This is a genomic window from Novosphingobium ginsenosidimutans, assembly GCF_007954425.1.
Classification (GTDB): domain Bacteria; phylum Pseudomonadota; class Alphaproteobacteria; order Sphingomonadales; family Sphingomonadaceae; genus Novosphingobium; species Novosphingobium ginsenosidimutans.
Genome location: NZ_CP042345.1, coordinates 1,508,336 through 1,533,951 on the forward strand (window position 1 = coordinate 1,508,336; position 25,616 = coordinate 1,533,951).

The window sequence follows — 25,616 nt, forward strand, 5'->3', positions numbered from 1 at the left end:
AGACCCTCAGCGCTTGCCACGCAGCGCCGCGGCATCCCAGCGCGCATTGGTGCGGCAGGTGCGCTTGGTTCCAATCAGCGAGCCAGTCGCCTCAGCGCGCTGGCAGCGGATATAGTCGGGATGCTTGCGGTCCAGCGCCTTATTGTGGGCGCTGATCTCGGCCGGTGTCATGGTGGCGGGCCGAATCTCAGCCGCAGAACCATCCGGCGGGGCACTTGCCAGCAGGGGCTGCAAGCCGCCGAGCGCGCAGAGCAGCAACACAAACGGAAACAGGGATCTCATCGTCTTATTCCTTGATGGGATCCTGGCGGCGGCGATTGATCACCACCAGGAAATCGCCCGTCAGGCCATCGCCCGAGGGGCCGAAAAAGCTTGCCCCCGCAAGGGCCAGGGCGGACTGGAATCGGGCCGCACTGGCGGGCGGGACCCGGACCGAGATCACGCAGGTCGTGCCGCTGACCTCTTCCACCCCGGCATCGCCGGCCAGTTGCCGCGCCAGGGCGGCGATCTGGTCGGTGAGCGGGGGTGAGCGGCCCGGCGTATCGTCCATGCAGACGATCACCGGGCCGCTCGTTGCGGACGGGAGGCGGGGGGTGGGGTGCTCCTGGTCCACAATCTGGCTGCGGCTCAGAACGCGTAGATCAACGCGACGGCAGCGGTGTTGCGGGTGTAGGCATCGCCATCGCCGTAGCGATAGCTCAGCCGCCCGCGCCAGTTCTCGCCGAACCCGACTTCAAGCGAGGCTCCGGCCGTGAACAGCGTTTCGGCAAAGCCGAAATCGGTCACGGTGGTGGCGCAGGGCGCGGTGGGGCTGGGCGTGCAGCCCGGCTTCGGCTTGACGGTGCGCGTGGCATCGACCGTGAAGCGTTCGGCCCCGGCGTTGGCGAACAGCGCAACGTTGTCGGACAGGCGATAGCCGATCCGCAGCGAGCCGCCGAACTGGTGCTTGAGCGAAACCTTGGCCGTGGTCGTGGCTGCGGTGTTCTCGGTCACCAGGGTCGAATTGGCGAACGGCTTGGCATAGCGGCCTTCGATCCCCAGCAGCAGGTCGCCCGCTGCCCAGTTGTAGCCGGCAATGCCGCCCACCATCGCGCCGTTGAAGTCGTCGGGGTAGGCCTCATAGCCAGCCTCGACGCCAAGGTAGGGCCCGGCGAAGCTGTTGTCTTCGGCGCAGGCCGGGCTTGCCGCGAGCAGTGCCGCGCCAAGCATTATCGGAATTACATGTTTCATTGTCTTGTCCTTCGTCCGTCTTCCGCACCCGGTGGGGTGCTGACGAGGCCCCAATGACGGGCTGGCGATGGCTCCAGCGAAGGAGCGGGCGTTGTATCGGCGTTTGAATTGCGGCAAATGGCGTTTGGAAGGGGCGCATCGATCCGAGTTTTGCCAAAGGTCCGTCGATCTTGCCGCTTGCCCCTGCCGCCTCGACCCTTGCGATCCGCCTGATTGGATCGACCCGCGCCAGTTTCGATGGGGCCGACCTGCCGCTGCCCGCATCGCGCAAGACGCGGGCGATCCTCGCTTATCTGCTGCTGGCCGACCGCCCGGTCAGCCGCCAGCAACTCTGCGAGCTGTTCTTTGACGTGCCCGACGATCCGCGCGCGGCCCTACGCTGGAGCCTCAGCAAGCTGCGCGGTGTGCTGGAGGCCGACGGGGTCGAGCGGGTCCGCACCCAGCGCGACCAGGTCTCGATCGATACTGCGGGGCTGTGGGTCGATGCCCTGGCGCTGCGCAGCCTGCCGCACGACCTGGGCAGTCTTGATGCGGTTGCGCTCGCCGCAGTCCTCGGCTGGTCTCCCGAGCCGCTACTGGCCGATGCCGATCTGCCCAACCGCCCGGACTATGCCGCCTGGCTGGTGGCAGAGCGCCACCGCGCGCAAGCGGTGCTGGCACTGGTCCTGACCGCGCTGGCTGAGCGGCAAGAGGACAATCCCGCTGCGCAGATCGAACCGCTGCAACGTCTGATCGCGCTCGATCCGCTCGATGCTGCGGCTTATCAGCGCCTGATCGCGGTGCTGGTCGAACTCGGCCGGCGCAGCGATGCCGAAGCGCTGGCGGGTCAGGCCGAGCGGGCGCTGGCGCAGAATGGGATCGACCCGGGCGCGGCGCTGCGCCAGCCCTTGCGCCGCCGGATCGACACATCCGTGGCCGCGGTGGATCCGGCGCCGCCGCTGCCAGAGCGGGCCAGCGCTGCGCCGGTGGTCGCGGTTCTGCCTGTGGTCGATCTCAGCATGGAGCCGCTCCCCGGCCATGTCACCGACGGCTTCTTCGAAGGGCTGGTCCATGCCTTGTCGCGGTTCCAGTCGCTGGTGACCATTGCCGGCGCTTCGACCAGCCGGATGCGCGGCGTGATCGACGATCCGGTCGAAATCGCGCGGCGGCTCGGGGCCGATATCCTGGTTGGCGGCAGCCTGATCGCCACGCGCGACGGCACCTTGCGGTTCCGCTGGCGGGCTATCGATGGCCAGACTGCGCGGATCGTCACCTCAGGCGAACTGGAGGGACACTGCGACGATGTCTGGGACCTACAGGAAGCCGCCGCGCGCGTGGTTGCGGTAGAAGTGGAGCCGCGCGCCCAGGCGGAGGCTTTGCGCGCCCGCGCTGCCTGCCCGACCGCATCGGCCAGTGCCTATGATCACTACCTGCGCGGAGTGGTCGCAGCCTTCCGCGCCGACCCGCGCGACTTTGGCACCGCGCTGGACCATTTCGAACAGGCGATTGCGCTCGATCCGCGCTTTCATCCGGCCCTGGCCTTGGCCCCCTGGGCAGCGAGCTATGCCAACCGGATCCGCACGCCAGCCGAGCGCGACCACTACGCCGCGATGAGCCGCGCCGCGCTGCGCCACGGGGCCGACGATGCCCGTACGCTGGCAACCGCCGGCGGGGCACTCTGCTACATGGCGCGCGACCATGCCGCAGCGTGGCAGGCGGTCAACCGGGCGATTACGATCAACCCGAACGAGCATACCGCCTGGAGCACCGGCGGCTGGATGCACGCGATGAACGGCGATGCGGCCGAGGCCCACCGGATGTTCGATCGCTCGTCCCGCCTCAACCCGCTGGCCAGCAATGCGCTGGGGCTGACGGCCGGACGCGCCATGGCAGAACTGCTGGCCGGGAGCGCGGAGCAGGCCGAAGCCTATGTGATCGAAGCTCTTGATGGATCGGAAAGCCATCCGTCAGCGCTGATGACCGGGGTGGCGACTGCCGCGCTGCTTGGGCTTGCGCAGCTTGAACAGCGCCGCGCCGCGCTGCTGCGGCTCTATCCCGAAGGGATCGACAGCCAGAGCATCCGCCACCTGCCCTTCGAGCGGCCAGAGTGCCAGGAGCGCTACTTTGCTGCGCTGCGGCTGGGCGGAGTGCCAGGCTAGCCTGCGTGTTTTCTCCTCGCCAACGGTGCGTTTGCTGATAGCCTGCTGCGCAACCGGGGGGTGATCACATGGCAAGCATTGCACAAGGCAGCCGGATCAGCGCGGCGCGGCTTAACTGGCTGGTGATCCTGATCGGCCTGTCGGTCCTGCTCAACTATGTCGATCGCGGGGCCATTGGCATTGCCGCGCCGCTGATGAAGGCGGAGCTGGACCTTTCCGCCACCGGTTTCGGCACGGCGGTCTCGGCCTTCTTCTGGGTCTATGCGCCGCTCTGCCTGTTCGTCGGCTGGCTGTGCGACCGATTCTGCGTCTACCGCATGTTCGCCGCCGGGATCGCGCTGTGGGCGGTGGCGACGCTGTTGACCGGCTTCGTTCACGGCATCGCGGCGCTGATCGTGCTGCGGCTGATCCTGGGGCTGGGTGAAAGCATCGCCTTTCCCGGTAGCTCGAAGATTTTCGCCGCAGAGGTTCCGGCCGCGCGGCGCGGCTATGCCAATGCCATGGTGGCTGCCGCGCTGGCATTTGGCCCGGCGGTCGGCACCTTCAGTGGCGGCCTGATCCTGGCCGAACTGGGCTGGCGGCCGATCTTCTGGATCTTTGGCGCGGTTACACTGCTCTGGCTGGTGCCCTGGCACTATGTCGCCGCGCCGCTGCGCACACAAAGCGTCAGCGTGCCGGTCGCCGATCCGGTGCCGCTGGCGACGATCATGCGGGTGCCCGCGGTCTGGCTGATGGGCGTCGGGCACTTCTGCACCAATTACGGGTTCTATTTCCTGCTGACCTGGCTGCCGCTCTACCTCGTCAAGTCGCGCGACTTTTCGATTACCGACATGACCATACTGACGACGCTGGGCTTTGCGGTGCAAGGGGTGATGGCGCTGGTGGTGGGCCATGTCTCTGACAAGTGGGTGGCTGGCGGCGCCGATGAGGCACGGGTCCGGCGGCGGATGATGATCGCGGGGCAAGCGCTTGCCGCCGTGTCGATCGGGGCGGTCTTCTTTGCCGATGGCTTTGCGCAGGTTGGCGCCTGCCTGGTCCTGGCCGGGATCGCCAGCGCGCTGACCTCGACCAACCTCTTCGCGATCGGCCAGATGTTTGCAGGCCCGCGCGCTGCGGGGGTGTGGATCGGGCTGCAGAACGCGGTCGGCAATGCTGCCGGCATCATCGGTCCGGTGCTGACCGGACTGATGATCGACCGGCTCGGCGGCTATGGCTGGGCCTTCGCGCTGACTGCCCTGGTCCCGGCGCTGGGCGCGCTGTGGTGGTGGAAAGTTGTCCCGCCAATCAAACAGTTCGAAAGCTGACCCGCGACCGAGGGCAAAGATTCGACCCTGTGGATAACTTAGGGTAAACAAGGCCCGGGGCGATTCGCTAAAGCCTCAAAAATAAGTGTTTTCTCCGAGAGGGAGAGCAGATGGGTCGCGAAGATTACAATAGCCTGGTCGCCAGGAGCGAGAGCGTTGGCATGGCGCTGATGTGCGCGCGCGTCGCCAGCAACCTGTCGATCGAGGATCTGGCCGCGCGGACCAAGGTCAGCACCCGCTTCCTCCACGCGCTGGAGCGGGACGATTTCTCCGTCTTCGTCAGCCGCATCTACATCATGGGTTTCGCCAAGGCCTATGCCAAGGTCGTCGGCCTCGATGGCGAAGGCATCGTCGCCTCGCTGCGGCGCCAACTGGCACCGCAATAGTCAGAGCGCAACGAACTTCCCCGCTGCGCGGTCCTTCCGCACCTTCAGTCCATCGAACACCTGCCCACTCATCGCGATCCAGACCCCCGGCGCGGCGGTCTGGACCGTGGCAAAGGCCATGCCCAGGTTGAAGTTCGCATCAGTCTCGGCAAAGCGGGCGGGCGATAGCGCACCGGTCAGGCAGATCGTCTTGCCCGGCACCTCGGCGGCAAGGACCTTGGCCGTATCCGTCATCGTATCGGTGCCGTGGGTGACGACGATCCGGCTTTCAGGCGCCTCGCGCGCGGCGCTGGCGATCAGCGCGCGGTCGGCCTGGGTCAGCTCAAGGCTGTCCTTGCGCATCAGCTCGACCACCCGGAACGGCAGCGCGACCCGCGCCTCGGCCAGCAGGGCGGGGATCCCGCTGTCAACGATCTGGTATTCCGAAAGCGCATCGAAGTAGTTCTTGTCGATCGTGCCGCCGGTGGTGAGGACGAGAATGCCTGTGGTCATGTCCCGCCCTTAGCCCTGCCAGTCCGCCACGGCCAGTCGGTTGCGGCAGAGACCCAGAGCGCCAGCCAGATCAGCACCGGCTGGAAAGCAAGCCGCGGCACATGATAGCCCAGGCCCAGCCCGCCATCGGCGCGCGCCAGATCGTTCAGCAGGTGCTGGAAATTGGCCGGCCAGACGCACAAGGCATAGGCGGCAAGCCCCCATCCGGCGGCGCGGCGCAGCGGCAGCGACCATGGCTGGAGCAAACCGACTGCCCCGGCAAGCTCCGCCACGCCGGTCAGCAGCACCACGAGTTCGGGCGCGGGCACCCAGGGCGGCATGATCGTCAGGAACGGGGCCGGATTGGCAAGGTGGATCACCCCCGCCGCGCCATAGAACAGCGCCAGCAGCCAGCGCAGCGCGGTGCGGATCACGGGCGGCCAATCATGGGCGGCCAATCATGGACGGAAAGCCACCCCGGTCATCGCTTCGGATTTGTCCCACAGCGCGGCGGCGAGCGCCTCGTCGCGGATGTGCGGCCAGACCCCGCTGGCGCGTGGCGGCGGATCGCCGACCATGGCACCTACATTGCAGTCTTCGCAATAGACCCCGCCCAGGCCTTCGAGCAGCGGTGAAGTAGCGCACCAGGTGGCAGTGGCAGCACCCTCGGCCGGGCTCTTGAACATCGGGTTGACCTTACCTTGTTCGTCATACCAGCCCATCGCTTTCTGCTCGTCCATCGTCAGGTGGCGCTGAAGCGGAGTAACGATCCCGCCGGGGTGGACGGCAAAGGCGCGCACGCCGTGCGCCGCGCCCAGCTTGTCGAGCTGCAAGGCAAAGAGCGCGTTGGCCGACTTGGCCTGACCGTAGGCGAGCCACTTGTCATAGTCGCGATGCTCGAAGTTCGGGTCTTCCACCGACAGGCCATTGAGGCGATGCCCGATCGATGAGACCGAGACCAGCCGCGCGCCGTTCGCCGCCTTGAGCAGCGGCCAGAGCCGCGCAGTCAGCTGGAAGTGACCCAGGTGGTTGGTGGCAAACTGGCTTTCATAGCCGCGCGCGTCGCGGGCCAGCGGACAGGCCATGATCGCGGCATTGTTGATGACGATGTGGAGCTTGTCGGTGCGGCTGGCGACCTCGGCTGCACAGGCATCGATCGAGGCGGGATCGGAGAGGTCCAGTTCGAAGATCTCGACCGAGCCGCCGACATCGGCCAGATCCTCGGCCGCCTTGTCGGGCCGGCGTGCCCCGACCAGCACCCGCGCCCCCGCTGCAGTCAGCGCGCGCACGATATCGGTGCCGAGGCCCGAATAGCCCCCGGTGACGAAGGCGGTCTTGCCGGACAGGTCGAGGCCCGTGACGACTTCCAGCGCGGTTGAGCGGTAGCCGAAGGGGGATTCGATCGGGGCCTGAGGGGTAGTCATACGAATGCTCCGTTGCAGGGGTTGCCGCGCAGGGTAGACTGCGACCGAACCTTTGCAAGGACTTGGGCTTTATGCAGCGGATCGAGCGGCAGATTACCGGCGGGTGCCAGTGCGGGGTGTTGCGCTATGCCGCCAGCGCGGTGATGGACAATGCCCACCTGTGCCACTGCCGGATGTGTCAGAAAGCGGTGGGAGGCCTTTTCGCCGCGCTGGTCGCCGTGCCGCGCGAGGCCCTTGCCTGGACTCGCGGGCAGCCATCGCGCTGGCGTTCCTCGGCCGAAGTGGACCGGGGGTTCTGCGGCCAGTGCGGGACGCCGCTGTTCTATGAAAACGTCACTGGGGCCCATGTCTCGGTCACGCTAGGCTCGCTCGATGATCCGGCGGCCTTCAAGCCGGTGACGCACGACGGGATCGAGGGGCGGATGCCGTGGTTCTTTGACCTGGCCCAAGTGCCCGATTTTGGCGAGACGGAGCAGCCGAGCCAGGCCGATTGGGCCGCTGCCATCAAGGTCAGCAACCGCCAGCATCCCGATCACGATACGGAGCGCTGGCCGCAATAGGCCCACCGTCACCCCGGATCACGTCCGGGGTGACGAAGCAGGCAGTGGTTATGGCATCACGCCGCCAGCGGTTCTTCCGCCTCGATCGCCTCGATCGCGGCCTTCAGCTCGGCCGCTGCCGCTGGGGCCAGCGCGTGCTCGAGCAGGGTCAGGTGACGCAGCAGCGTGCGGCGGACTGCGCCAGTGCCGCTCGCGGTAGGCGCGCCCAACTCGCGCTCATGCTCCAGGCCAAAGCGCAGCAGGATCGTGGCGTTGATGGCCAGATTGGGCAGCTGTTCGCGCGGCAGGTTCAGCAGGCCGGCCTCGACCAGCGCGGCCAGGTGCGCTTCGATCTGGGCAAAGGTTTCGCGGGTCCAGCGCGGCGCGTTCTCGGCGATCAGGGTGGCGTGGTCGCCATAGGCCGGCTGATCGCGGTAGAGAAAGCGGAAGTCACGGAACTCGGCCATCATGGCCCGCAGCAGGCGGATGTAGCCTGCCACTGGATCGCCTTCCGGCAGCAGCGCCAGCCGTGCCTCGATGCTGGCTGCAAACCGCTCGCCAATCGCGTCAAGCAGGGCGCGCTTGGTCTTGAAATGGTACCACAGGTTGCCCTCGGCCATGCCGAGCCGTTCGGCCAGCAAGGCCGTCGTCACCGCGGCATAGCCTGCTTCGTTGAACAGGTGCAGTGCGGTGACGACGATGCGATCCCGTGTTCGCATCAGTAACGCGAAAGCTCTACCGTTAGCGACTTGTAACCATGGACAAAGCAAGCCGGGACTCGGGTCGGCTCACCGATCACATTGGCGCGCAGGCGCCGCTTGGCCATTTCCTCCAGCAAGGTGACGAGCTGCAGTTCGGCCACCCGCGCCCCGACACAGCGGTGGATGCCATAGCCAAAGGACAGGTGGCGGCGGGCGTTCTCGCGATCGATGCGGATATGCTCGCCGTCCTTGAATACGCTTTCGTCGCGGTTGGCAGAGATGTACCACATCACCACGGCATCGCCGGCCTTGATCTGGTGGCCATCAAGCTCGGTATCCTCCACCGCAGTACGGCGCATGTGCGACAAAGGCGTCTGCCAGCGGATCAGTTCCTGCACCGCATTGGGGATCAGCGCGGGATCGGCTTCCAGCTTGGCGCGCTCTTCCGGATACTTGTTGAGCCCATAGGCATAGGCCGACATTGAATTGCGGGTCGTGTCATTTCCGCCAACGATCAGCAGGATCAGGTTGCCGATGAATTCCTCGGGCGCCATTTCCTTCATCGCATCAGACTGGAGCATGACCGAGATCAGGTCCTTGCCCGGATTGGCCATGCGTTCCTGCCACAGCGCGGCAAAGGCCATGCCCATTTCCTGCATCTTGGCGAGCCGCAGCTCGATCGTGGCGGGATTCTTGATCAGTTCCACATCGCCGCCAAAGTCCGACCATTCGGTCAGGTGGTGGCGCTGTTCCCAGGGATAGCCGAACAGCTTGGCCAGCATTCCGGTGGTCAGTTCGATCGAGACGCGCTGGACCCAGTCGAACGGCTGGCCGATCGGTAGGCTATCCAGCACCTCGCCGGTCCGCGCGGCGCATTCGGCCTTCATCGCCGCCACTTCGGACGGGCCAAAGCTGGGCGCAACGGTGCGGCGCTGGGCGGTGTGCTGCGGCGGGTCCATCGCGATGAACATCGGCTCGCGCATGTTGTATTCTTCGGCCAGCTTTGGGTTGCCTGAAATCGCGATCCCGCCGCGGTCCCAGCTAGACGAGAAGATCTTGGGCAGCGCCTCGATATAGACGATCGGCTTGTAAGTGCTGACCGACCAATAGGGTCCGAACCCCGAATCCTTCACATAGTGGATCGGCGCCTCGGCGCGGTGGCGGCGGAAAATCTCTTCAAACCGGTCCTCGGCATAGATTTCGGGGCGCGAGACGTCGAACGGATCGACTTCAGGTTCAAGTGCAGCGGTGGCCATGGCTATCCTCTCCCAAGCCCTTTTTAGGGTATGCACCCTAAATGCAGCAATCGGGCCTGCGAGTCAAGCCTACCAGGCGTTACCGCTGGCGACGGCACGGGCCTCGGCCGGGCTGGAGCGGCGGCCGAGCGCGGCGTTGCGGTGCGGGAAGCGGCCAAAGCGCGCGACCATGCTGTAATGGCTGCGGGCAAAGCCCTTGCGTCCGGCATCGCCATTGGCGGCAAACAGGCGAACCGACCGGCGCTGGTCGGCAATCGCCTCGCTGTGCATCAGGGGCAGCAGCAGGAACTGGCGCTGGGTGCGGGTGAGGCGGCGGTGCCAGCCCTTGGCCAGCACGGCCCTGGTGATCGCCGCCGCAAGGCGGTCCGTGGCAAAGGCACGGGGGCTACCCCGAAAGCTGTTGCGCGGCACCTGATCGAACAACAGCACGGCCGCCAGCGCGGTCAGCGGGTCAGTCAGGAACTTGCGCAAGGGCTGGCGCGGCAGCCCAGTAAGCAGCGGCGCAAACCGGCGCTGCAGCACCGCATCAACGGCGTCGTCGCGGGCAAACCACTGCGGGGGGCGCAGTGTATGGAACCAGAAATGTAGCAGATCGGCCGCCCAGGCCTGCCGGGCGGCCGTCACAGCTTACTTCGCGGCCTGCTGGGTCCGGCGATAGGGCACGAAATCGCCCAGATTGATGAAGCCGGTGGTGAAATGGCCCGTGCGATCAACCGTGTGGACCATGTCGAGCCGGCAGAGCTGACTGCCGGTCGGACGGATCACCAGGATATCGTCCGAATCGAGGTCTTCCGGGTTGCGCGGCTTGTTGACGTAGAGCGTGGTGCCCGAACGATAGACCAGCGCCACGCCATCCAGGATTTCCAGGTCGCGCGTGTCGCTCTGCGAGATGCAGCTGGTCGGCTTGCCGGCTGTGCGGCCTTCGAGCAGCTTCTCGAGGCGCTGTTCCGGGGTCAGCTTCGGCTTGGCGGAAACTGCGGCACCACCGGCAACCAGCGCCGTGGCGGCAAGGGCAAAGGCAAGAACACGCATTGGGATCCTCCGAAGGTCAGGATCGGAAGACTAACACAAGATCCTGAACTGCACCTGACAAATCAGGCCGTACCGCCCACGGTCAGGCCTTCGACGAGCAGGGTCGGCTGGCCAACCCCGGCCGGGACCGACTGGCCGCCCTTGCCGCAGATGCCGACGCCTTCGTCGATCGCCAGGTCATTGCCGATGCCGGACACCTTGGTCAGGACGGTCGGTCCGTCGCCGATCAGCGTCGCGCCCTTGATCGGCGCGCCCAGCTTGCCGTTCTCGACCAGGTAGGCCTCGGTGCAGGAGAACACGAACTTGCCCGAGACGATATCGACCTGCCCGCCGCCAAAGCTCTTGGCGAAGATGCCCTTCTTGACGCGGGACAGCAGCTCGGCCGGATCGTCGTTCCCGGCGGGCATGAAGGTATTGGTCATGCGCGGCATCGGGGCGTGAGCATACGATTCGCGGCGGCCATTGCCGGTGGGTTCAACGCCCATCAGCCGGGCGTTGAGCCGGTCCTGCATATAACCTTTCAAGATCCCGTCCTCGATCAGTACGGTCTCGGCTGTCGGCGTGCCCTCGTCATCGATCGAGAGCGAGCCGCGGCGGCCCTGACCACCCACGCCCAGCAAGGTGCCATCATCGACTACGGTGACGCCGGGCGCAGCGACGCGCTGGCCGATCTTGCCGGAAAAGGCGCTGGTGCCCTTGCGGTTGAAATCGCCTTCGAGGCCGTGGCCAACCGCTTCGTGCAGCAGCACACCGGGCCAGCCGGGGCCGAGCAGGACGGTCATCTCGCCGGCCGGGGCGGCGACGCTTTCCAGATTGACCAGCGCCTGGGCCAGCGCGCTGTCGATCGCGCGGTCCCAGGTTTCGGGCGCGAACAGATCGTCATAGAGCCGCCGTCCGCCGATCCCGAAGCTGCCGGTCTCACGCCGACCGTTCTGTTCGGCGACGATCCCGACATTGAGGCGCACCAGCGGGCGAATGTCGGTGGCGACAAAGCCGTCAGGCCGAACGATCTCGACCACAGACCACGATGCGGCCAGGCTGGCCGAAACCTGCACCACGCGCGGATCGCGGGCGCGGGCGGCGGCGTCGATCATTTCCAGCAGCTTCACCTTCTCGGCAAAGGGGATCAGGTCGAGCGGCGAGGCATCGGTATAGAGCTTGCGGTTGCTGGCGCGCGGCGGGGCGGCCAGCTTGTTCGCGGCGGGATCGAGCAAGGCCAGGGTCTGCCCGGCGCGGCGGATTGCCTCGGCGCTGATCTCGTTGGCGTGGGCAAAGCCGGTCATCTCGCCCGACACGCCGCGCAGGCCGAAGCCGGCCTCGCGCGAATAGTCGGCCGTCTTCAGCCGGCCATCATCGAACCCGAAGGTCTCGCTCGCGGTATATTGCAGGAACAGCTCGCCATCGTCGCAGCGCTCCAGCGCCTCGCGGGTGATGGCCTGGGCCTGGGCGGGATCGAGCTGGCGATAGAGCAGGGCGCGCGGATCGGTGGTCATCGCACCGATATAGGGTGACTAGCGGCTGGCGCCAGAGGCCACGTCATCCAGCTGCGATTGGTCTGCGCCGTCGGCCGGGCCGCCCTGCAGCACAAAGCGCTTGTCGCAATAGCCGCAATCGACATAGCCGCGCTCGTCGATCTCCAGCCAGACGCGCGGATGGCCCAGCGCTGCGCCGCCACGGATATCCTTGGCGCCGTCGCAGGAAACGCGGGTGGTGGTGACGATTGCGGTTTCGGGCTGGTTGCTCATGGACCCGCCCCCTAGCAGGCGCGCGCGCGCATTTCCAGACTACTGGTACTGAACGGTGACCACGAAGGTTCCGTTGTAGACCCCGCCCAGCTGGTTCGCCCCAACGTTGAGCCGGCCGCCAATCCGGAAATCGAAGATCCCGTTGGTCGGCACAATCTCGTAGCGGCGGTTGCCATTGCCCAGGCCATTGCCGTTGCCGCCCAGGAACTGGAGGTCGGGTGTGGTGTCGAGCACCAGGTTGTTGACCGTCATGGTCTGTGTTCCGCCGACCCGGGTCAGGGTAATCGTTGAGGGCATCTGGATCCGCACGGTCATCCGCCGCGTGCCCATCCCGCTGAACTCGGCCGGCTGGCAGACGCCGGTCCGAACGATCGGACCAGTGGTGGTGCAGACCTGGGTATCGGGGTTGAGCGTGACGGTTGCTGCGGCATTGCCAGGCGCGACGCGGCCGAAGTTCAGCGACTGGTTCACAAGCAGCGCCAGCGGGGCCACAACTGTCGCCGTCGAAGCACCACTGGCGGACACGCGCTGGGCCTGCGCAGGGTTGGCGGCAAGCGCTGCAAGCGCAAGCACCGGCACGGCGCCAAGCGTGCGCAACAGCCGTACAACCGGCTTTCTGTTGGTAGTCCCCCGAAACATCGTGTTTTCCCTTAGTCCGGCTCCGCTTAACGCCATGCTGGACGAACATGGTAAACAAGCCGTTAGGGACTGGTACCTAAGCCGGCAGCGGGCAGCGGCCTTTCGCAGGGCTTTACGTTCGCGGAATCCTGCCGCAAGAGCGCGTTCATGGAACAGCCTGCCGCCATTCGCATCCACGACCTCGTCAAGCGTTACGCCCCTGCCGGTCAGGGGGAAGGTAAACTGGCACTGAAGGGCGTGTCCTTCGACGTGCCGCAGGGCGAGATCTTCGGCCTGCTCGGCCCGAATGGCGCCGGCAAGTCGACGCTGATCAACATTTTGGCTGGCCTGGTAATGAAGACCAGCGGGACAGCGGAAATCTGGGGCTTCGATATCGACAAGGACCCGCGCAACGCCAAGCGTGCGATCGGCATCGTGCCGCAGGAGATTGTCTTCGATCCGTTCTTCACGCCGGTCGAAGTGCTGGATATCCAGGCCGGGCTCTATGGCGTGCCCAAGGCCGCGCGGCGCAGCCTGGAGCTGCTCGGCCAGGTCCACCTCTCGGACAAGGCCAATGCCTATTCCCGCACCCTGTCGGGCGGCATGAAGCGCCGCCTGCTGATCGCCAAGGCGCTGGTCCACCAGCCGCCGGTGATCGTGCTGGACGAGCCGACGGCCGGGGTCGACGTCGAACTGCGCCGTCAGCTGTGGGAACTGGTCAGCGACCTCAACGCGCAGGGGGTCACCGTGGTGCTGACCACCCATTACCTCGAAGAGGCCGAGGAGCTGTGCGACCGCATCGCCATCATCAACCATGGTGAACTGATCGCCAACAAACCGACCCGCGAACTGGTCGAAATGGCGCGCGAGAAGGTGGTGGTGGTGACGGTCGACAAGCCGGCCGCCGAATGCCCGGCCCACCCGGCGATAATCAAGTGCGAGAAGACCGGCGATCACACGCTGGAGATCACCTACGACAAGGACCGCAGCAACGCCGGCGAAGTGCTCTCGCTGGTTCAGGCCATGGGCTTTGGCATCGTCGATGTCAGCACCCGCGAGGCCGATCTGGAAGACGTCTTCGTTACCCTGACCAGCAGCGCGGCCCAGGCCGCGTGAACAGCCAAGACGCCTTGAGTCCCCCTCCCGCTTGCGGGAGGGGTTAGGGGTGGGCCCTTGGCAAGCTATGGCAACTTCAAGGTGCGCAACACCACCCGGGCCCGCGAACTTAGACGCGCAGCAACCCCAGCGGAGCGGTTGCTTTGGCTATACCTCGCCCGATCGCAGCTTGGCGTGAAGTTTAGCCGCCAGATGCCAGTTGGACCGTTCTTCGCTGATTTCCTGTGCCGCGAACGAATGCTGATTGTCGAGCTGGATGGATTTTCGCACGACGTTCAGCCACAGCGCGATCTTCAGCGTGACGGCTACCTCAAGCGGGCAGGATACCAGGTGCTTCATTTTTCGAATGCCGATGTGCTGGGTAATGTCGCGGGCGTGATCTCGGCAATTTCACTCGTGCTTGGCGAAGGGCCCACCCCCGACCCCTCCCGCAAGCGGGAGGGGGGACTATGAACCACGACGTCATCATAGTCGGCTCGGGCGCGGCGGGGCTGACGGCGGCGCTTGAGCTGGCGGAACAGGTCAAGGTCCTGGTCCTTGCAAAAGGCGCGATTGACGGCGGGTCGACTGCCTGGGCCCAGGGCGGGATCGCTGCGGTGCTTGATGCCGGTGACACCTTCGAGAACCATATTCGCGACACCATGGTGGCCGGGGCCGGCCTCAACCGCCGCGAGACGGTCGAATTCGTGATCGAGCAGGCCCCCCATGCGATCAACCGGCTGGTCGAGCTGGGTGTGCCGTTCAATACCGAAGGGCCAGATCTCCACCTCACCCGCGAGGGCGGCCACAGCCACCGCCGGATCGTCCATGTCGACGATGCCACCGGGCGCGCCGTGCTCGATGCCCTGCTGCGCGCGGCCGAGGCTCATCCCAATGTCACCCTGCTGCCGCACCGCGCCTGCATCGATCTGATCACCGGGCGGCACGAAGAGCGCTATTCGGGCTCGGGCCGGGTCTGGGGCGTCTATGCGCTCAATGAGCAGACTGGCACGGTTGAGGCGCATACTGCCCGGGCGACAATCCTGGCCACCGGCGGGGCGGGGCGTGTCTACCAGTTCAGCACCGCGCCGCGCGGCGCGACCGGCGACGGGATCGCGATGGCCTGGCGCGCGGGTTGCCGCGTTGCCAACATGGAAATGATGCAGTTCCACCCAACCTGCCTCTACAACCTGGAGGTCAAGAACTTCCTGATCACCGAGGCGGTGCGCGGCGAGGGCGGACGGCTGCTCAACCCCAAGACCGGGCACCGCTACATGCCCGACTATGACGAACGCGCCGAACTGGCCCCCCGCGACATTGTCGCCCGCGCCAACGACAGCGAGATCAAGCGCGACGGCCTGAGCTACGTCCACCTCGATATCAGCCACCAGCCCGCCGATTTCGTGAAAGGCCACTTTCCGACGATCTATGAAAAGCTGCTCGGTCTTGGCATCGACATGACCACGCAGCCGATCCCGGTCGTACCGGCGCAGCACTATACGTGCGGCGGGATCGTGATCGACCTTCATGGCCGGACTGACCTGCCCGGCCTCTACGCCGCCGGCGAATGCACCGAAAGCGGTCTCCACGGGGCCAACCGCCTGGCTTCAAACAGCCTGCTTGAATGCTTCGTTTTCGGCGAGGCGGCTGCGGCCGACATCCTGGCGCGGTGGGAGGAGTTCGCGGCCCCGCCGCCGGTCCGCGCCTGGGACGAAAGCCGCGTTACCGACAGCGACGAGGAAGTGATCATCCAGCAGAACTGGACCGAGATCCGCCGCTTCATGTGGAACTACGTTGGCATCGTCCGCACCACCAAGCGGCTGGAACGCGCGGCGCACCGGATCAAGCTGCTGATGGAGGAAGTGGGCGATTACTACGGCCACTTCCGCGTCTCGACCGACCTGATCGAACTGCGCAACCTGCTGCAATGCGCGGAACTGATTGTCCGCTCTGCGCTGGAGCGCAAGGAGAGCCGCGGGCTGCACTTCACGCTCGATTACCCGGAAATGCTGCCCCACGCGCGCGATACGGTGCTGGTGCCGTAATCATCCTGGCGCCAGTCCGCATTCGCGGGCGTAACGGGCGAAGCAAAGGGCCGCCTCCATCGGAGACGGCCCCTGCTGGCCGGTGGGGTGTGCCGGCACTGTCGGGCGTGTACTGCGACCTAGCGGCCGCCTTTGCTTCCGCCCTTGTCGTCCTGGCCGCCGGACTGGCCGCCCTGCTTCGAGCCGCCGCCCATGCCGCCGCCCTGACCCTGGCGGGTGCTGCCACCCTGGCCACCGGCCTGCTGACCGCCAGCCTGGCGCTGGCCGCCCTGCTTGTCGCCCTGGTTCTGGTTTGCCATCATCCTGTCCTTTCAAGTTTCCCGCCGTTGCTGCGGGATGTGAAGGTAACCGGACCATGGGGGCATCGTTCCGTGGTTAACGCCCAATCGGGGCTGGCGCGGGACGGAAAAATCGGCACTATAGCGTACACAAATGGCGGAAATCCGCCATTCTAATTGTCAGAACAGGACCTTGAAGGGAGGCTGCATGCCACAAGTCACTGCCAACGGAGTCAGCCTAGAGGTTGAGCGTTATGGCGATCCGGCCAACCCGCCGCTGCTGCTCATCATGGGGCTGGGCGCGCAGTTGACGCTCTGGCCGATCGAGCTGGTCGAGGCATTGGTGGCGCGCGGCTATCACGTGATCCGTTATGACAATCGCGATATCGGCCTCTCGACCAAGTTCACCGAACATGGCGTGCCCAATGTCCGCAAGGTGGTGCTGATGCGGCTGTTCGGCCTCAGGCCCAGGCTGCCCTACCGGCTGACCGACATGGCGGCCGATGCGGTTGGCCTGCTCGATGCACTGGGGATCGCCAAGGCGCACATCGTTGGTGCCTCGATGGGCGGGATGATCGCGCAGCTGGTCGCGGCGACCTATCCTGAGCGTACGCTCTCGCTCACCTCGATCATGTCGACCACCGGCAATCGCCGCGTCCCGCCCGCCAAGCCCGAGGCGTTCAAGGCGCTGACCACCCCGCCGCCCACCAACGCCTCGCTCGATCAGATCGTGCCGCACGTGATCAACATCGCCCGCGCAATCGGTAGCCCGGCCTACCCGGCACCCGAGGAGCGGCTGACCGAGCGGATCACCCGTGATTTGCAGCGCAGTTTCCACCCGACCGGGGCTGGCCGCCAGCTCGCCGCAATCATCGATGATGGCTGCCGGCGGGAGCGATTGAAGAAGGTGACGGCGCCGGCGCTGGTGATCCACGGGGTCGACGATCCCTTGGTCCGCGTGGAAGGCGGCCGCGATACCGCCGCGCACATTCCGGGCGCGCGACTGCACGAGATCCCCGGCATGGGCCATGACCTGCCGCTCGAACTGGTTGACGAAGTGGCCGATGCGATTGCGGGCGTGGCGCGTTAGGCCGGGGTGCTCGCTTCGGTCGCGGCGGCGCGCTCGGCCCGGCGGCGCATGATCCGGGGGTTTAGCAGGCCCCACCAGATTGCGTTCCAGCCGGTGCTGATCAACACGGCTTGCCGTTCGCTCAGCAGTTCGAAATCCGGCCAGCGGATGAAGCCGGCCCAGGTCGCGCAGCTCAGCGCAAACAGCAGCGCGCTCAAGAACGAGATCGGCCGGCGATAGCGCTCTGCCAAAACATCGAGCCGGTCGATCGCCTGGGTGAGCCTTGCCACCTCAAAACCCCCAGCCCAGCTGCCGCCCGACAAAGATCAGCAGCATCGCGCCCAGGATCGAGGAAAAGCAGCCGGCGCGGTTGAAGCCTTCGCCGATGCCCTGGCCGTTGCTCATCGATCCCAGCAGGCCGACCACCAGCGCGCCGCCCACGCCCAGCAGGCTGGTCATCCAGAAACCCATGTCGACTGCGCCAGGGTAAAAGAAGCGCGCCAGCACGCCCACGAACAGGCCTGAGAAGATAATCCCGATGATATTCAGCATGGTGGTCTGGCTCCTCCGGATAGGGGGGCCAGACTAACCGCAAAGCGCCGCCGCGCAAGTTCGTTGCGGGGCCCGATTCTATCGTTAGTCAAGCCGCGCGAAGCCCTCTCCCCGGACAAAAATTTTTTCACAGATTCACTTTGACTCTTGCGCGTCACACCAGTGGCGGAATTCCCGCGCGTCGCTGCAATGCGCAAGGCCCGTCGGCACCGCGCCGCGCCGCCCCGGAAGATGAACAGGCGATTTACCCTCTTGCGCCTGATTCGCGATTGGGCACTATAGGTTGTGGTCCGGCACTCGGGGGGACCTCTAGACCTAGATTTGGCTCAATACGTGCGACAAGCGCGAACGGGGCCGGATTCGGTCGGAAAAGGGGCGCTTCAAGGGGTTGGAACGGACAGGGCTGGGGACAGGTCGGGGATAAGTTTTTCTCCATTTGTTCGCCCGCTCTGGTAGGATCACAGCTTGTGCTGCTGATTCGAACGAAAGTGGAACATTGCGGGGCCCGGAGACCTTCCGGAAAACCGCACGGGGCAGGCAACAGGATAGCAAGGGGCAGCACGTGGAATTCAGGTCCGGGGATGAGCCGACGATGGCTGAAATGGATGCAATGGTGACGGCGGATGCGCCGGTGAAGACCCAGGGCAAGACGATGAAGAAGGAGGCGGGCAAGGGCCCGGCTGTAAGCATGGCAGACAAGGCTGATCTCGGTTCCGAAGCGCTGGTGGCCCAGGCCGCCGCCGAAGCCATGGTCAAGGCCGTGGCCGCGCCGAAGCATGAAGATTCCAAGTCGGTCCAGCCGCGCCGCTTTGCGATCGAGGTCGATCACGCCCGCGATGCGCTGCTGACCGATTTCGGCAAGGACACCCTGGATGACCGCTACCTGCTGCCGGGTGAGCGCTATCAGGATCTCTTTGCCCGCGTCGCCGATGCCTATGCCGATGACGAGGCCCACGCCCAGCGCCTCTATGACTACATCTCGCAGCTGTGGTTCATGCCGGCAACGCCGGTCCTGTCGAACGGCGGCACCGGGCGCGGCCTGCCGATCTCGTGCTACCTCAACTCGGTGTCGGACAGCCTTGAAGGCATTGTCGGCACCTGGAACGAGAACGTCTGGCTGGCCAGCCGCGGCGGCGGCATCGGCACCTACTGGGGCCAGGTCCGCGGGATTGGTGAGCCGGTTGGCCTCAACGGCAAGACCAGCGGGATCATCCCCTTCGTCCGGGTGATGGACAGCCTGACGCTTGCGATCTCGCAAGGTTCGCTGCGCCGCGGCTCGGCCGCCTGCTATCTCGACGTCAGCCACCCGGAAATCGAGGAGTTCCTTGAGATCCGCAAGCCTTCGGGGGACTTCAACCGCAAGGCGCTGAACCTCCACCACGGCGTGCTCTTGACCGACGAGTTCATGGAAGCCGTGCGCGATGGCACCGAATTCCACCTGCGCAGCCCCAAGGACGGGTCGGTGCGCGGCACGGTCGATGCCCGCAGCCTGTTCCAGAAGCTGGTCGAAACTCGCCTGGCGACGGGGGAACCCTATATCGTCTTCTCCGATACGGTGAACCGGATGATGCCCAAGCATCACCGCGATCTGGGGCTCAAGGTCTCGACCTCGAACCTCTGTTCGGAAATCACCCTGCCGACCGGGATTGACCACCTTGGCAACGATCGCACCGCGGTCTGCTGCCTCAGCTCGCTCAACCTCGAAACCTGGGACGAGTGGAACAAGGACGAGCGCTTTATCGAGGACGTGCTGCGCTTCCTCGACAACGTGCTGCAGGACTATATCGACCGCGCGCCAGACGAGATGGCCCGCGCCAAGTATTCGGCCATGCGCGAGCGGTCGGTCGGCATGGGCGTGATGGGCTTCCACTCCTATCTGCAGCTCAAGGGCGTCGCCTTTGAAAGTGCGATGGCCAAGGCGCTCAACCTCAAGATGTTCAAGCACATCGCCGCCAAGGCCGATGAGGCTTCGCTGATGCTGGCCCAGGAACGGGGCGCCTGCCCCGATGCTGCCGACATGGGCGTGATGCAGCGCTTCTCCTGCAAGATGGCGATCGCGCCGACCGCGTCGATCAGCATCATCTGCGGCGGCACCAGCGCCTGCATCGAGCCGATCCCGGCCAACATCTACACCCACAAGACCCTGTCGGGTTCGTTCGTGGTCAAGAACCCTTACCTTGAGAAGCTGCTCCAGTCGAAGTCGAAGGATTCGACCAACGTCTGGAACTCGATCCTTGAGCGCGGCGGTTCGGTCCAGCACCTCGATTTCCTCAGCCCAGAGGAAAAGGCGGTCTACAAGACCAGCTTCGAGATCGACCAGCGCTGGCTGCTCGAATTCGCGGCTGACCGGACCCCTTACATCGACCAGGCGCAGAGCCTGAACCTCTATATCCCGGCCGATGTCGACAAGTGGGACCTGATGATGCTGCACTTCCAGGCCTGGGAGAAGGGCATCAAGTCGCTCTACTACCTGCGCTCGAAGTCGGTGCAGCGCGCCGGTTTCGCCGGCGGGGTCGAGGCGGACAACACCGCCGATGCCCCGGTGATGGAACTGAGCGCCGGCGGCCAGACCGACTACGAGGAATGCCTCGCTTGTCAGTAAGGGCTGCCTGAGCATGGACTACGGCCGCCTTGCCCTGGCCGGGGCCGGGGGCCTGGCGACGTTCGCCGGGCTCTTCGTCCTGACCCGGCAAACCCCAGGCGAGGCGGCCCGTTATGCCCGGCGGATAGCGGGGACCATGCTGCTGGCCTTTGGCCTGGCCACCCTGCTGCTGGTCGGACTGCTGACTTACGCCCAGCTCCAGCCGTGATCGTCACCGATTTTGAACCCGATACACACTGCGACACGACAATGACTTGCGCCCGCCCTTCAAACCCGCTTTCGGTTGCGCCAACTACGCAACGGATGGGGTTTGCACATGCGCAAGTGGCACCGCTGGCTCGCGGTATTTTTCGGAGTCTTCCTGCTGTTCATCGCTACGACCGGGGTGATGAGCCAGTTCGCCGATCTGAAGGCGGAGAGCGAGGGGCGCAGCGCCGCCGCCTCAGCCGTGCCGGCTGGCTTTGTCTGTCCGGAAACGATGACCTGCCGACCCAAGCCAGCGAAGGACAGCGCGCGGGCCTGGGTGGGCTATCTCCATCACCTGCATTCGGGCGAGGAGTTTGGGCCGGCCGGGACCGTCATCTCGATCCTGTCGGGCCTGGCGCTGATCTTCTTCAGCCTGTCGGGCCTGTGGGTCTATGTGCAGATGTGGCGCAACCGCAAGGAACGGGCGCTCAAGCCAGGCTGGTTCTGGAAGTAGGACACGCAAATGGCGCCCCTGCCGTGCAGGCGGGGGCACCATTCCGTCAGGCTGCTTGCTCAGGAGCCGTTGTTTCCGAACACGCTCTGGCCGGTTTCGTGCAGGCGAATGGTTTCGCCTTCGATGCCGGCCACGCGGTCGATCGGCAGGTAGTGATGTTCGCCATCGCTGCTGCCGCTGCGGGTCAGCTTGATCTGGTCGTTCTCAAAGCTGTCGACCGTGCCGATCTGGGTGCCCTCGGCGTCAACCACGCGCATGTGCTCGCGGATCTGCTCGCCCAGCGAGCCTTGCTGGCCCGGCTCGCCGCCCATCTGCCCGCCGGCGCTGCCGCTGAACTGCTGCTGCTGACTGGCCTCGGTCCCGCTGTTCTGCTGGCCCGGCCAACCGCTTTCGTTGGCCTGTCCCAGGCTCTGGTCGCTGGCACCCTGGTTGCTGCCGCTTTCGCTGCCCATATTCCGGTTTTCCATGTCTTCTCCTTCGCCTTCATTGGAGAGGCCACCGGCCCCGCCGTCTTCACCAACCTTGCGGATCAGTTCCTGATCGGGGCGGAACTGGACTCCGTCTTCGCCGTCCACATCGTCACTCCCGACGTCTTCGCTCATGTCGCCGGCGCCATCGTCGCTCAGGCCGCCGCCCCCGGCTCCGCCGCCACCCTGGGCGCGGGTCGGTTCCTGGCTGTCCTCGCTCCGGGCCGGGCTGCTGGGCGTTTCGCCATTGGCCAGCGGGGGCTGCTGCCCCTGCGCCGTCCAGCGGCCGTCCGGGGTGGACGCCGCGCCCGTGACATTGCGCGAATCGTTCGGTTCAAATTCACCGGACATCGTTGCTCTCCTAAGGTGGGGTCGCTCGCGAAGATCGCGGGCCCTCACCGCTCACAACGTTGCGTTAACCTTTCGGTTCCGCCGCTTTCGACGAGCCGCCGTTTTCCCCAGTCGCAGCGGGTGCAAACCCTTCGCGCTGGCCCCGTTCATGCCTATATTCACCGCTCGCCCGCAGGAGTCTGATCGATGCCCCTTCTTGAAGCCCGCAAGACCTACAAGCCCTTCGAATATCCCTGGGCTTACGAGTTCTGGAAGCGGCAGCAGCAGATCCACTGGATGCCCGAGGAAGTGCCCCTGGGCGAAGACTGCCGCGATTGGGCGCAGAAGATCAGCGAGTCTGAGCGGAACCTGCTGACGCAGATCTTCCGCTTCTTCACCCAGGCCGATGTCGAGGTGCAGGATTGCTACCACGACAAGTATGCCCGCGTGTTCAAGCCAACCGAGATCAAGATGATGCTGGCGGCCTTCTCCAACATGGAGACGGTCCATATCGCGGCCTACAGCCACCTGCTCGACACGATCGGCATGCCCGAGGCGGAATACGGCATGTTCCTCGAATACGAGGAGATGAAGGCCAAGCACGATTACCTGCACACCTTCGGTGTCGATACGGACGAGGATATCGCCCGCACCCTGGCCATGTTCGGCGGCTTCACCGAAGGGCTGCAGCTCTTCGCTTCCTTCGCCATGCTGATGAACTTCCCCCGCTTCAACAAGATGAAGGGGATGGGGCAGATCGTCTCGTGGTCGGTGCGCGATGAAAGCCTGCACTGCGAAGGCATCGTCAAGCTGTTCCACGCCTTCGTGAAGGAACGCGGCTGCCTGACCAAGGCGGTCAAGGAAGACATCATCGATTGCTGCCAGAAGACCGTGCGGCTGGAAGATGCCTTCATCGATCTGGCCTTCGAACAGGGCCCGGTCCCCGGGATGAGCCCCAAGGAGATCAAGCGCTATATCCGCTACATCGCCGATTGGCGCCTGGGCCAGCTGGGCCTGCCGGCGATCTACATGGTGGAAGACCACCCGCTGCCCTGGCTCGCCCCGCTGCTCAACGGGGTGGAACACGCCAACTTCTTCGAAACCCGCGCGACAGAATACTCAAAGGGCGCGACCCGCGGCGATTGGCAGCAGGTCTGGTCCAACTTCGACAGCCGCCGCAACGCCAAGGTTGTCACCGAAGCCGCCAACGAGGGCGAGGCGAGCGAGCCGGATATGTTCGGCGAGGGAGTTGCTGCGGAGTAACAGCTTGATATCATTGATATAATTGGATAGCCTCCGTGAAACCAACGGGTTTCGCGGAGGCTCTGTCTTTTTGAGCCCTCCCAGTTCTGGAGCTGGGCTAAATTGTACAACATTTCAGTGTTTATAAGCCACTCTTGGGCCTACTCTGAGCATTATAACACTTTGTCTGCATGGATTTTTGGCGAAAGTTGGAATGTCGGCGGAATACCAATAAACTTCCACGACACATCTGTTCCAAAAGAAAACGCCATCGATTACGCCAACAGCGATGAAGAGCTCCGCAATGCTATTTACGCAAGAATAAGGGTCTCGGATGTGGTTCTGATACCTACCGGAATGTATATTGATCACAGTAATTGGATTCAGAAAGAGCTTGAGGGATCATTTTATTACAAAAAGCCGATCCTGGCCGTAAGTCCTTGGGCCCAAGAAAAAAAGGCGTCGATAGTTGCCTCCGCTGCAAAATTGCAAGTTGGCTGGAGCAAGAATAGTGTCGTGACCGGCATCTGGCGGGCTAAAATGAACAATGGCGCATGAGATGGTCCTCTCCATTCCCCATCCGCACACGAAGACGCTAAGACCTGGCTCCTGACTGAACACTCGCGCTAAACCCGGCACAGCCACTGTGGAGCCGCGTTTTCCTACACGTGTACCGCCTGCTATGATCGCCACCGCTCTTTCCATCGTTAGTCCTCGCACCTGCGCCGGTTTTTTCTTTGCCACTTTGCGCAAATCCGCCCGGTTTCACGCGGTAGGCCGCAGAATTCCTGGGCTTTCGGCCTGTTGGAAGAAGCGGACTCAGTGTCAACTGTGTCAAGTCCAACGTCACGCTGCGCTTGCACCCGTCCCGCGATCCGCCATTATCGCGGCGAGCAACAGGGAAAGGAAGATTTTCGCATGAGCGCCTACCTCGTCTTCATCAAGGAACGCGAACACGATGCTGCTGCCATGGCCGAATATGGCGGCAAGGCTGGCCCTTCGCTGGCCGGGCATCCGGCCAAGCCACTGGTGCTCTATGGCGCGACCGAGACGCTGGAAGGGCCAGAAGCCAACAGCTGCGTGATCATCGAGTTCCCCGATATGGACGCCGCCCGTGCCTGGTACCACTCGCCTGCCTATCAGGAAGCCCGCAAGCTCCGCTTCCAGGGCGCCGATTACCGCGTGTTCCTGACCCAGGGGCTCTAGCCAGCGGACCTTTTGCCGGACGGCGGGGGTTCACCCGCTCCCGCCCACCGGGGCAAGAGGAGTTTCGCATGATCAAGCCCGCCGCCATCATGGCCCTGCCATTGTTCGCCCTGGCCGCCTGCAACAGCAATTCGCGTGACGCCGAGGATATCGCCGCCCGCCCCACCGCCGATGTCACCGCCAGCGACATCGCCACCGGCGCGGCGACCATGGTCCCGCCGGTCGGCAGCCCGGGTACGCCGAGCGACCGGACCCAGACCGGCGCCTCGCCCACGCCGGCGCCCACCGACGCCGGCCGCTCGGGCATCAACCGCACCACCGGCACCACCGGCTCGGGCGCCAACCGCCCCAATGCCGGTGCCACGACCCAGGCGATGCCGCAGGAGTAGGGTACTGGCCCGGCGCCTCGGCTTCGGGTAGGGGCACGGCATGGATAGCCCGCACCCCGCCACCGCCTTCAAGATCCTGACCGCCGAGCAATGGGCCCAGTTCGATGCTGACGGCGTGTTCCGCGGCGCGCCGGTCGATCTGGCCGATGGCTATATCCACCTCTCTGCGGCGGACCAGCTGCAGGGCACGCTCGACAAGCACTTTGCCGGGCAGCAGGACCTGGTGATCGCCGAGGTGGACCTGAGCGTGCTGGGCGAAGCGATCCGCTGGGAAGTCTCGCGCGGCAATGCCCTGTTCCCGCACTGCTATGCCGACTTGCCGATGGGCGCAGTGCTGAAGTTAGAGCGCCGCTAGCGCCGCCAGGCCAGCGCCGGCAGCAGTGCGAACAGCGCCTGGCCGGCCAGCCCCAGTGCACCGGCCGGCGTGGCCAGCGCCGCCAGCCAGGCTCTCGCACCCTGCCCGAACAGGGCCATGCCCAGCGCCAGCTCGAGCGCCATCAGCAGGACAAAGGCGATCAGGCCCGCTAGCAGCGCGGCGCGGCGGCTTGGCAAGGGGCGGCGCGCGGCCAGCCGCCGGGCCAGCCACCAGCTCGCCCCCAGCATCACCGGCAGCTCCAGCGCCACCGCCGCCAGGTGCCCGACCGCCGGGGCCAGCCACAGCGTGCGCACCGTGCCCAGCACGAACCCCAGCGCAAAGATCGCCGCCAGGTAGATCAGGGCATGGCGCAGCACGGGCATGGCGTCAGGCTAGCAGCCTTGCCCGGCGCTGTCGCGCTGCTAGGCTGCGCACCGCACCG

General features: G+C 65.3%; 34 protein-coding genes. 16 read left to right on the forward strand and 18 right to left on the reverse strand.

What is annotated here, in order from left to right:
* Positions 1–6: 6 nt before the first annotated feature.
* The 3 genes from FRF71_RS07500 to FRF71_RS07510 form a co-directional block, all read right to left on the reverse strand.
* Entirely contained in the window at positions 7–282 is a 276-nt protein-coding gene (locus FRF71_RS07500) for a hypothetical protein (RefSeq protein WP_147090021.1), read from the reverse strand.
* Between the two features lie 4 nt (positions 283–286).
* Entirely contained in the window at positions 287–550 is a 264-nt protein-coding gene (locus FRF71_RS07505) for a hypothetical protein (protein WP_147090022.1), read from the reverse strand.
* A 77-nt stretch (positions 551–627) separates the two neighbouring features.
* Positions 628–1,230 carry an outer membrane protein gene (locus FRF71_RS07510; RefSeq protein ID WP_161597903.1) on the reverse strand — a complete coding sequence of 201 codons (603 nt, stop codon included), beginning with the start codon at positions 1,228–1,230 and terminating at the stop codon, positions 628–630.
* A gap of 170 nt (positions 1,231–1,400) precedes the next feature.
* Between FRF71_RS07510 and FRF71_RS07515 the strand changes: the two genes are divergently transcribed.
* The 3 genes from FRF71_RS07515 to FRF71_RS07525 all read left to right on the forward strand — a co-directional run bounded on the left by FRF71_RS07515 (position 1,401) and on the right by FRF71_RS07525 (position 5,058).
* Positions 1,401–3,368, forward strand: a complete 1,968-nt coding sequence (locus FRF71_RS07515; RefSeq protein WP_161597904.1) for an AfsR/SARP family transcriptional regulator — start codon at positions 1,401–1,403, stop codon at positions 3,366–3,368.
* 68 nt (positions 3,369–3,436) lie between these two features.
* Positions 3,437–4,672 carry an MFS transporter gene (locus FRF71_RS07520; protein WP_147090025.1) on the forward strand — a complete coding sequence of 412 codons (1,236 nt, stop codon included), beginning with the start codon at positions 3,437–3,439 and terminating at the stop codon, positions 4,670–4,672.
* 110 nt (positions 4,673–4,782) lie between these two features.
* Positions 4,783–5,058 (forward strand): helix-turn-helix domain-containing protein, encoded by a 276-nt coding sequence (locus FRF71_RS07525; protein WP_147090026.1) that lies wholly within the window; start codon positions 4,783–4,785, stop codon positions 5,056–5,058.
* On the opposite strand, the gene FRF71_RS07530 is transcribed toward FRF71_RS07525, so the two are convergent.
* From FRF71_RS07530 to FRF71_RS07540, 3 genes are read right to left on the reverse strand one after another with little or no spacing between them, the layout of a single operon-like run.
* Positions 5,059–5,550: an asparaginase domain-containing protein gene (locus tag FRF71_RS07530; RefSeq protein WP_147090027.1), complete on the reverse strand. Its 492-nt coding sequence runs from the start codon at positions 5,548–5,550 to the stop codon at positions 5,059–5,061. It lies immediately after the preceding gene.
* Positions 5,547–5,963, reverse strand: coding sequence for a DoxX family protein (locus FRF71_RS07535; protein WP_147090028.1), 417 nt, complete (start codon positions 5,961–5,963; stop codon positions 5,547–5,549). The genes FRF71_RS07530 and FRF71_RS07535 overlap by 4 nt, the downstream gene beginning before the upstream one ends.
* Before the next feature lie 24 nt (positions 5,964–5,987).
* Positions 5,988–6,953, reverse strand: coding sequence for an oxidoreductase (locus FRF71_RS07540; RefSeq protein WP_147090029.1), 966 nt, complete (start codon positions 6,951–6,953; stop codon positions 5,988–5,990).
* 71 nt (positions 6,954–7,024) lie between these two features.
* Between FRF71_RS07540 and FRF71_RS07545 the strand changes: the two genes are divergently transcribed.
* Complete coding sequence (locus FRF71_RS07545) at positions 7,025–7,513, forward strand: GFA family protein (RefSeq protein ID WP_147090030.1); 489 nt, start codon at positions 7,025–7,027, stop codon at positions 7,511–7,513.
* Positions 7,514–7,569: 56 nt separating this feature from the next.
* Here FRF71_RS07545 and FRF71_RS07550 read toward each other — a convergent pair whose 3' ends face one another.
* From FRF71_RS07550 to FRF71_RS07580, 7 genes are all read right to left on the reverse strand, one after another.
* A complete protein-coding gene (locus FRF71_RS07550; protein WP_147090031.1) occupies positions 7,570–8,211 on the reverse strand; it encodes a TetR/AcrR family transcriptional regulator in 642 nt (213 codons plus the stop codon).
* A complete protein-coding gene (locus FRF71_RS07555) occupies positions 8,211–9,449 on the reverse strand; it encodes a cytochrome P450 (RefSeq protein ID WP_147090032.1) in 1,239 nt (412 codons plus the stop codon). The genes FRF71_RS07550 and FRF71_RS07555 overlap by 1 nt, the downstream gene beginning before the upstream one ends.
* 69 nt (positions 9,450–9,518) lie before the next feature.
* The gene (locus FRF71_RS07560; RefSeq protein WP_147090033.1) at positions 9,519–10,073 is read right to left on the reverse strand and encodes a DUF924 family protein; all 555 of its coding nucleotides are present in this window, start codon (positions 10,071–10,073) and stop codon (positions 9,519–9,521) included.
* 3 nt (positions 10,074–10,076) lie between these two features.
* Positions 10,077–10,481 carry a hypothetical protein gene (locus tag FRF71_RS07565; protein ID WP_147090034.1) on the reverse strand — a complete coding sequence of 135 codons (405 nt, stop codon included), beginning with the start codon at positions 10,479–10,481 and terminating at the stop codon, positions 10,077–10,079.
* A gap of 62 nt (positions 10,482–10,543) precedes the next feature.
* Positions 10,544–11,974, reverse strand: a complete 1,431-nt coding sequence (tldD, locus tag FRF71_RS07570) for a metalloprotease TldD (protein ID WP_147090035.1) — start codon at positions 11,972–11,974, stop codon at positions 10,544–10,546.
* A gap of 18 nt (positions 11,975–11,992) precedes the next feature.
* Positions 11,993–12,226, reverse strand: coding sequence for a zinc-finger domain-containing protein (locus FRF71_RS07575; protein ID WP_147090036.1), 234 nt, complete (start codon positions 12,224–12,226; stop codon positions 11,993–11,995).
* 39 nt (positions 12,227–12,265) lie between these two features.
* Positions 12,266–12,865 carry a DUF4402 domain-containing protein gene (locus FRF71_RS07580; RefSeq protein WP_161597905.1) on the reverse strand — a complete coding sequence of 200 codons (600 nt, stop codon included), beginning with the start codon at positions 12,863–12,865 and terminating at the stop codon, positions 12,266–12,268.
* Positions 12,866–13,012: 147 nt separating this feature from the next.
* Here FRF71_RS07580 and FRF71_RS07585 point away from each other — a divergent pair, with 147 nt between their 5' ends.
* Genes FRF71_RS07585 through nadB form a run of 3 tightly spaced genes read left to right on the forward strand, consistent with a single transcriptional unit; the run spans position 13,013 to position 15,984 of the window.
* On the forward strand, positions 13,013–13,960 hold the full coding sequence (locus tag FRF71_RS07585) for an ABC transporter ATP-binding protein (RefSeq protein WP_147090038.1): 948 nt from the start codon (positions 13,013–13,015) through the stop codon (positions 13,958–13,960).
* Positions 13,961–14,017: 57 nt separating this feature from the next.
* Positions 14,018–14,413, forward strand: a complete 396-nt coding sequence (locus tag FRF71_RS07590; RefSeq protein WP_147090039.1) for an endonuclease domain-containing protein — start codon at positions 14,018–14,020, stop codon at positions 14,411–14,413.
* Complete coding sequence (nadB, locus tag FRF71_RS07595; protein WP_147090040.1) at positions 14,410–15,984, forward strand: L-aspartate oxidase; 1,575 nt, start codon at positions 14,410–14,412, stop codon at positions 15,982–15,984. Before FRF71_RS07590 ends, nadB begins: the two co-directional genes overlap by 4 nt.
* Positions 15,985–16,103: 119 nt before the next feature.
* Here the strand turns inward: nadB and FRF71_RS07600 are convergent, their stop codons facing one another.
* Complete coding sequence (locus tag FRF71_RS07600) at positions 16,104–16,283, reverse strand: hypothetical protein (protein WP_147090041.1); 180 nt, start codon at positions 16,281–16,283, stop codon at positions 16,104–16,106.
* Positions 16,284–16,470: 187 nt separating this feature from the next.
* Between FRF71_RS07600 and FRF71_RS07605 the strand changes: the two genes are divergently transcribed.
* Complete coding sequence (locus tag FRF71_RS07605) at positions 16,471–17,352, forward strand: alpha/beta hydrolase (RefSeq protein WP_147090042.1); 882 nt, start codon at positions 16,471–16,473, stop codon at positions 17,350–17,352.
* On the opposite strand, the gene FRF71_RS07610 is transcribed toward FRF71_RS07605, so the two are convergent.
* Complete coding sequence (locus FRF71_RS07610; RefSeq protein ID WP_147090043.1) at positions 17,349–17,621, reverse strand: hypothetical protein; 273 nt, start codon at positions 17,619–17,621, stop codon at positions 17,349–17,351. The genes FRF71_RS07605 and FRF71_RS07610 overlap by 4 nt on opposite strands.
* Position 17,622: 1 nt before the next feature.
* Positions 17,623–17,883: a GlsB/YeaQ/YmgE family stress response membrane protein gene (locus FRF71_RS07615; protein WP_147090044.1), complete on the reverse strand. Its 261-nt coding sequence runs from the start codon at positions 17,881–17,883 to the stop codon at positions 17,623–17,625.
* 652 nt (positions 17,884–18,535) lie between these two features.
* Here FRF71_RS07615 and FRF71_RS07620 point away from each other — a divergent pair.
* From FRF71_RS07620 to FRF71_RS07630, 3 genes are all read left to right on the forward strand, one after another.
* Complete coding sequence (locus FRF71_RS07620; RefSeq protein ID WP_238339528.1) at positions 18,536–20,485, forward strand: ribonucleoside-diphosphate reductase subunit alpha; 1,950 nt, start codon at positions 18,536–18,538, stop codon at positions 20,483–20,485.
* 13 nt (positions 20,486–20,498) lie between these two features.
* On the forward strand, positions 20,499–20,693 hold the full coding sequence (locus FRF71_RS07625; RefSeq protein WP_147090046.1) for a hypothetical protein: 195 nt from the start codon (positions 20,499–20,501) through the stop codon (positions 20,691–20,693).
* Positions 20,694–20,768: 75 nt separating this feature from the next.
* The gene (locus FRF71_RS07630; protein WP_337678506.1) at positions 20,769–21,185 is read left to right on the forward strand and encodes a PepSY-associated TM helix domain-containing protein; all 417 of its coding nucleotides are present in this window, start codon (positions 20,769–20,771) and stop codon (positions 21,183–21,185) included.
* A gap of 59 nt (positions 21,186–21,244) precedes the next feature.
* Here the strand turns inward: FRF71_RS07630 and FRF71_RS15745 are convergent, their stop codons facing one another.
* Positions 21,245–22,003 (reverse strand): DUF2171 domain-containing protein, encoded by a 759-nt coding sequence (locus FRF71_RS15745; RefSeq protein WP_337678507.1) that lies wholly within the window; start codon positions 22,001–22,003, stop codon positions 21,245–21,247.
* A 186-nt stretch (positions 22,004–22,189) separates the two neighbouring features.
* Here FRF71_RS15745 and FRF71_RS07640 point away from each other — a divergent pair, with 186 nt between their 5' ends.
* The 5 genes from FRF71_RS07640 (at position 22,190) to FRF71_RS07660 (ending at position 25,174) form a co-directional block, all read left to right on the forward strand.
* Entirely contained in the window at positions 22,190–23,245 is a 1,056-nt protein-coding gene (locus FRF71_RS07640; protein ID WP_147090048.1) for a ribonucleotide-diphosphate reductase subunit beta, read from the forward strand.
* Positions 23,246–23,347: 102 nt separating this feature from the next.
* Entirely contained in the window at positions 23,348–23,782 is a 435-nt protein-coding gene (locus FRF71_RS07645) for a TIR domain-containing protein (RefSeq protein ID WP_147090049.1), read from the forward strand.
* Between the two features lie 360 nt (positions 23,783–24,142).
* Positions 24,143–24,430, forward strand: coding sequence for a DUF1330 domain-containing protein (locus FRF71_RS07650; protein ID WP_147090050.1), 288 nt, complete (start codon positions 24,143–24,145; stop codon positions 24,428–24,430).
* A 68-nt stretch (positions 24,431–24,498) separates the two neighbouring features.
* Positions 24,499–24,819: a hypothetical protein gene (locus tag FRF71_RS07655; RefSeq protein WP_147090051.1), complete on the forward strand. Its 321-nt coding sequence runs from the start codon at positions 24,499–24,501 to the stop codon at positions 24,817–24,819.
* A gap of 40 nt (positions 24,820–24,859) precedes the next feature.
* Positions 24,860–25,174: a DUF952 domain-containing protein gene (locus tag FRF71_RS07660; protein ID WP_147090052.1), complete on the forward strand. Its 315-nt coding sequence runs from the start codon at positions 24,860–24,862 to the stop codon at positions 25,172–25,174.
* Here FRF71_RS07660 and FRF71_RS07665 read toward each other — a convergent pair.
* A complete protein-coding gene (locus FRF71_RS07665; RefSeq protein ID WP_147090053.1) occupies positions 25,171–25,557 on the reverse strand; it encodes a hypothetical protein in 387 nt (128 codons plus the stop codon). The two genes, FRF71_RS07660 and FRF71_RS07665, sit on opposite strands and share 4 nt — an antisense overlap.
* Positions 25,558–25,616: the final 59 nt, after the last annotated feature.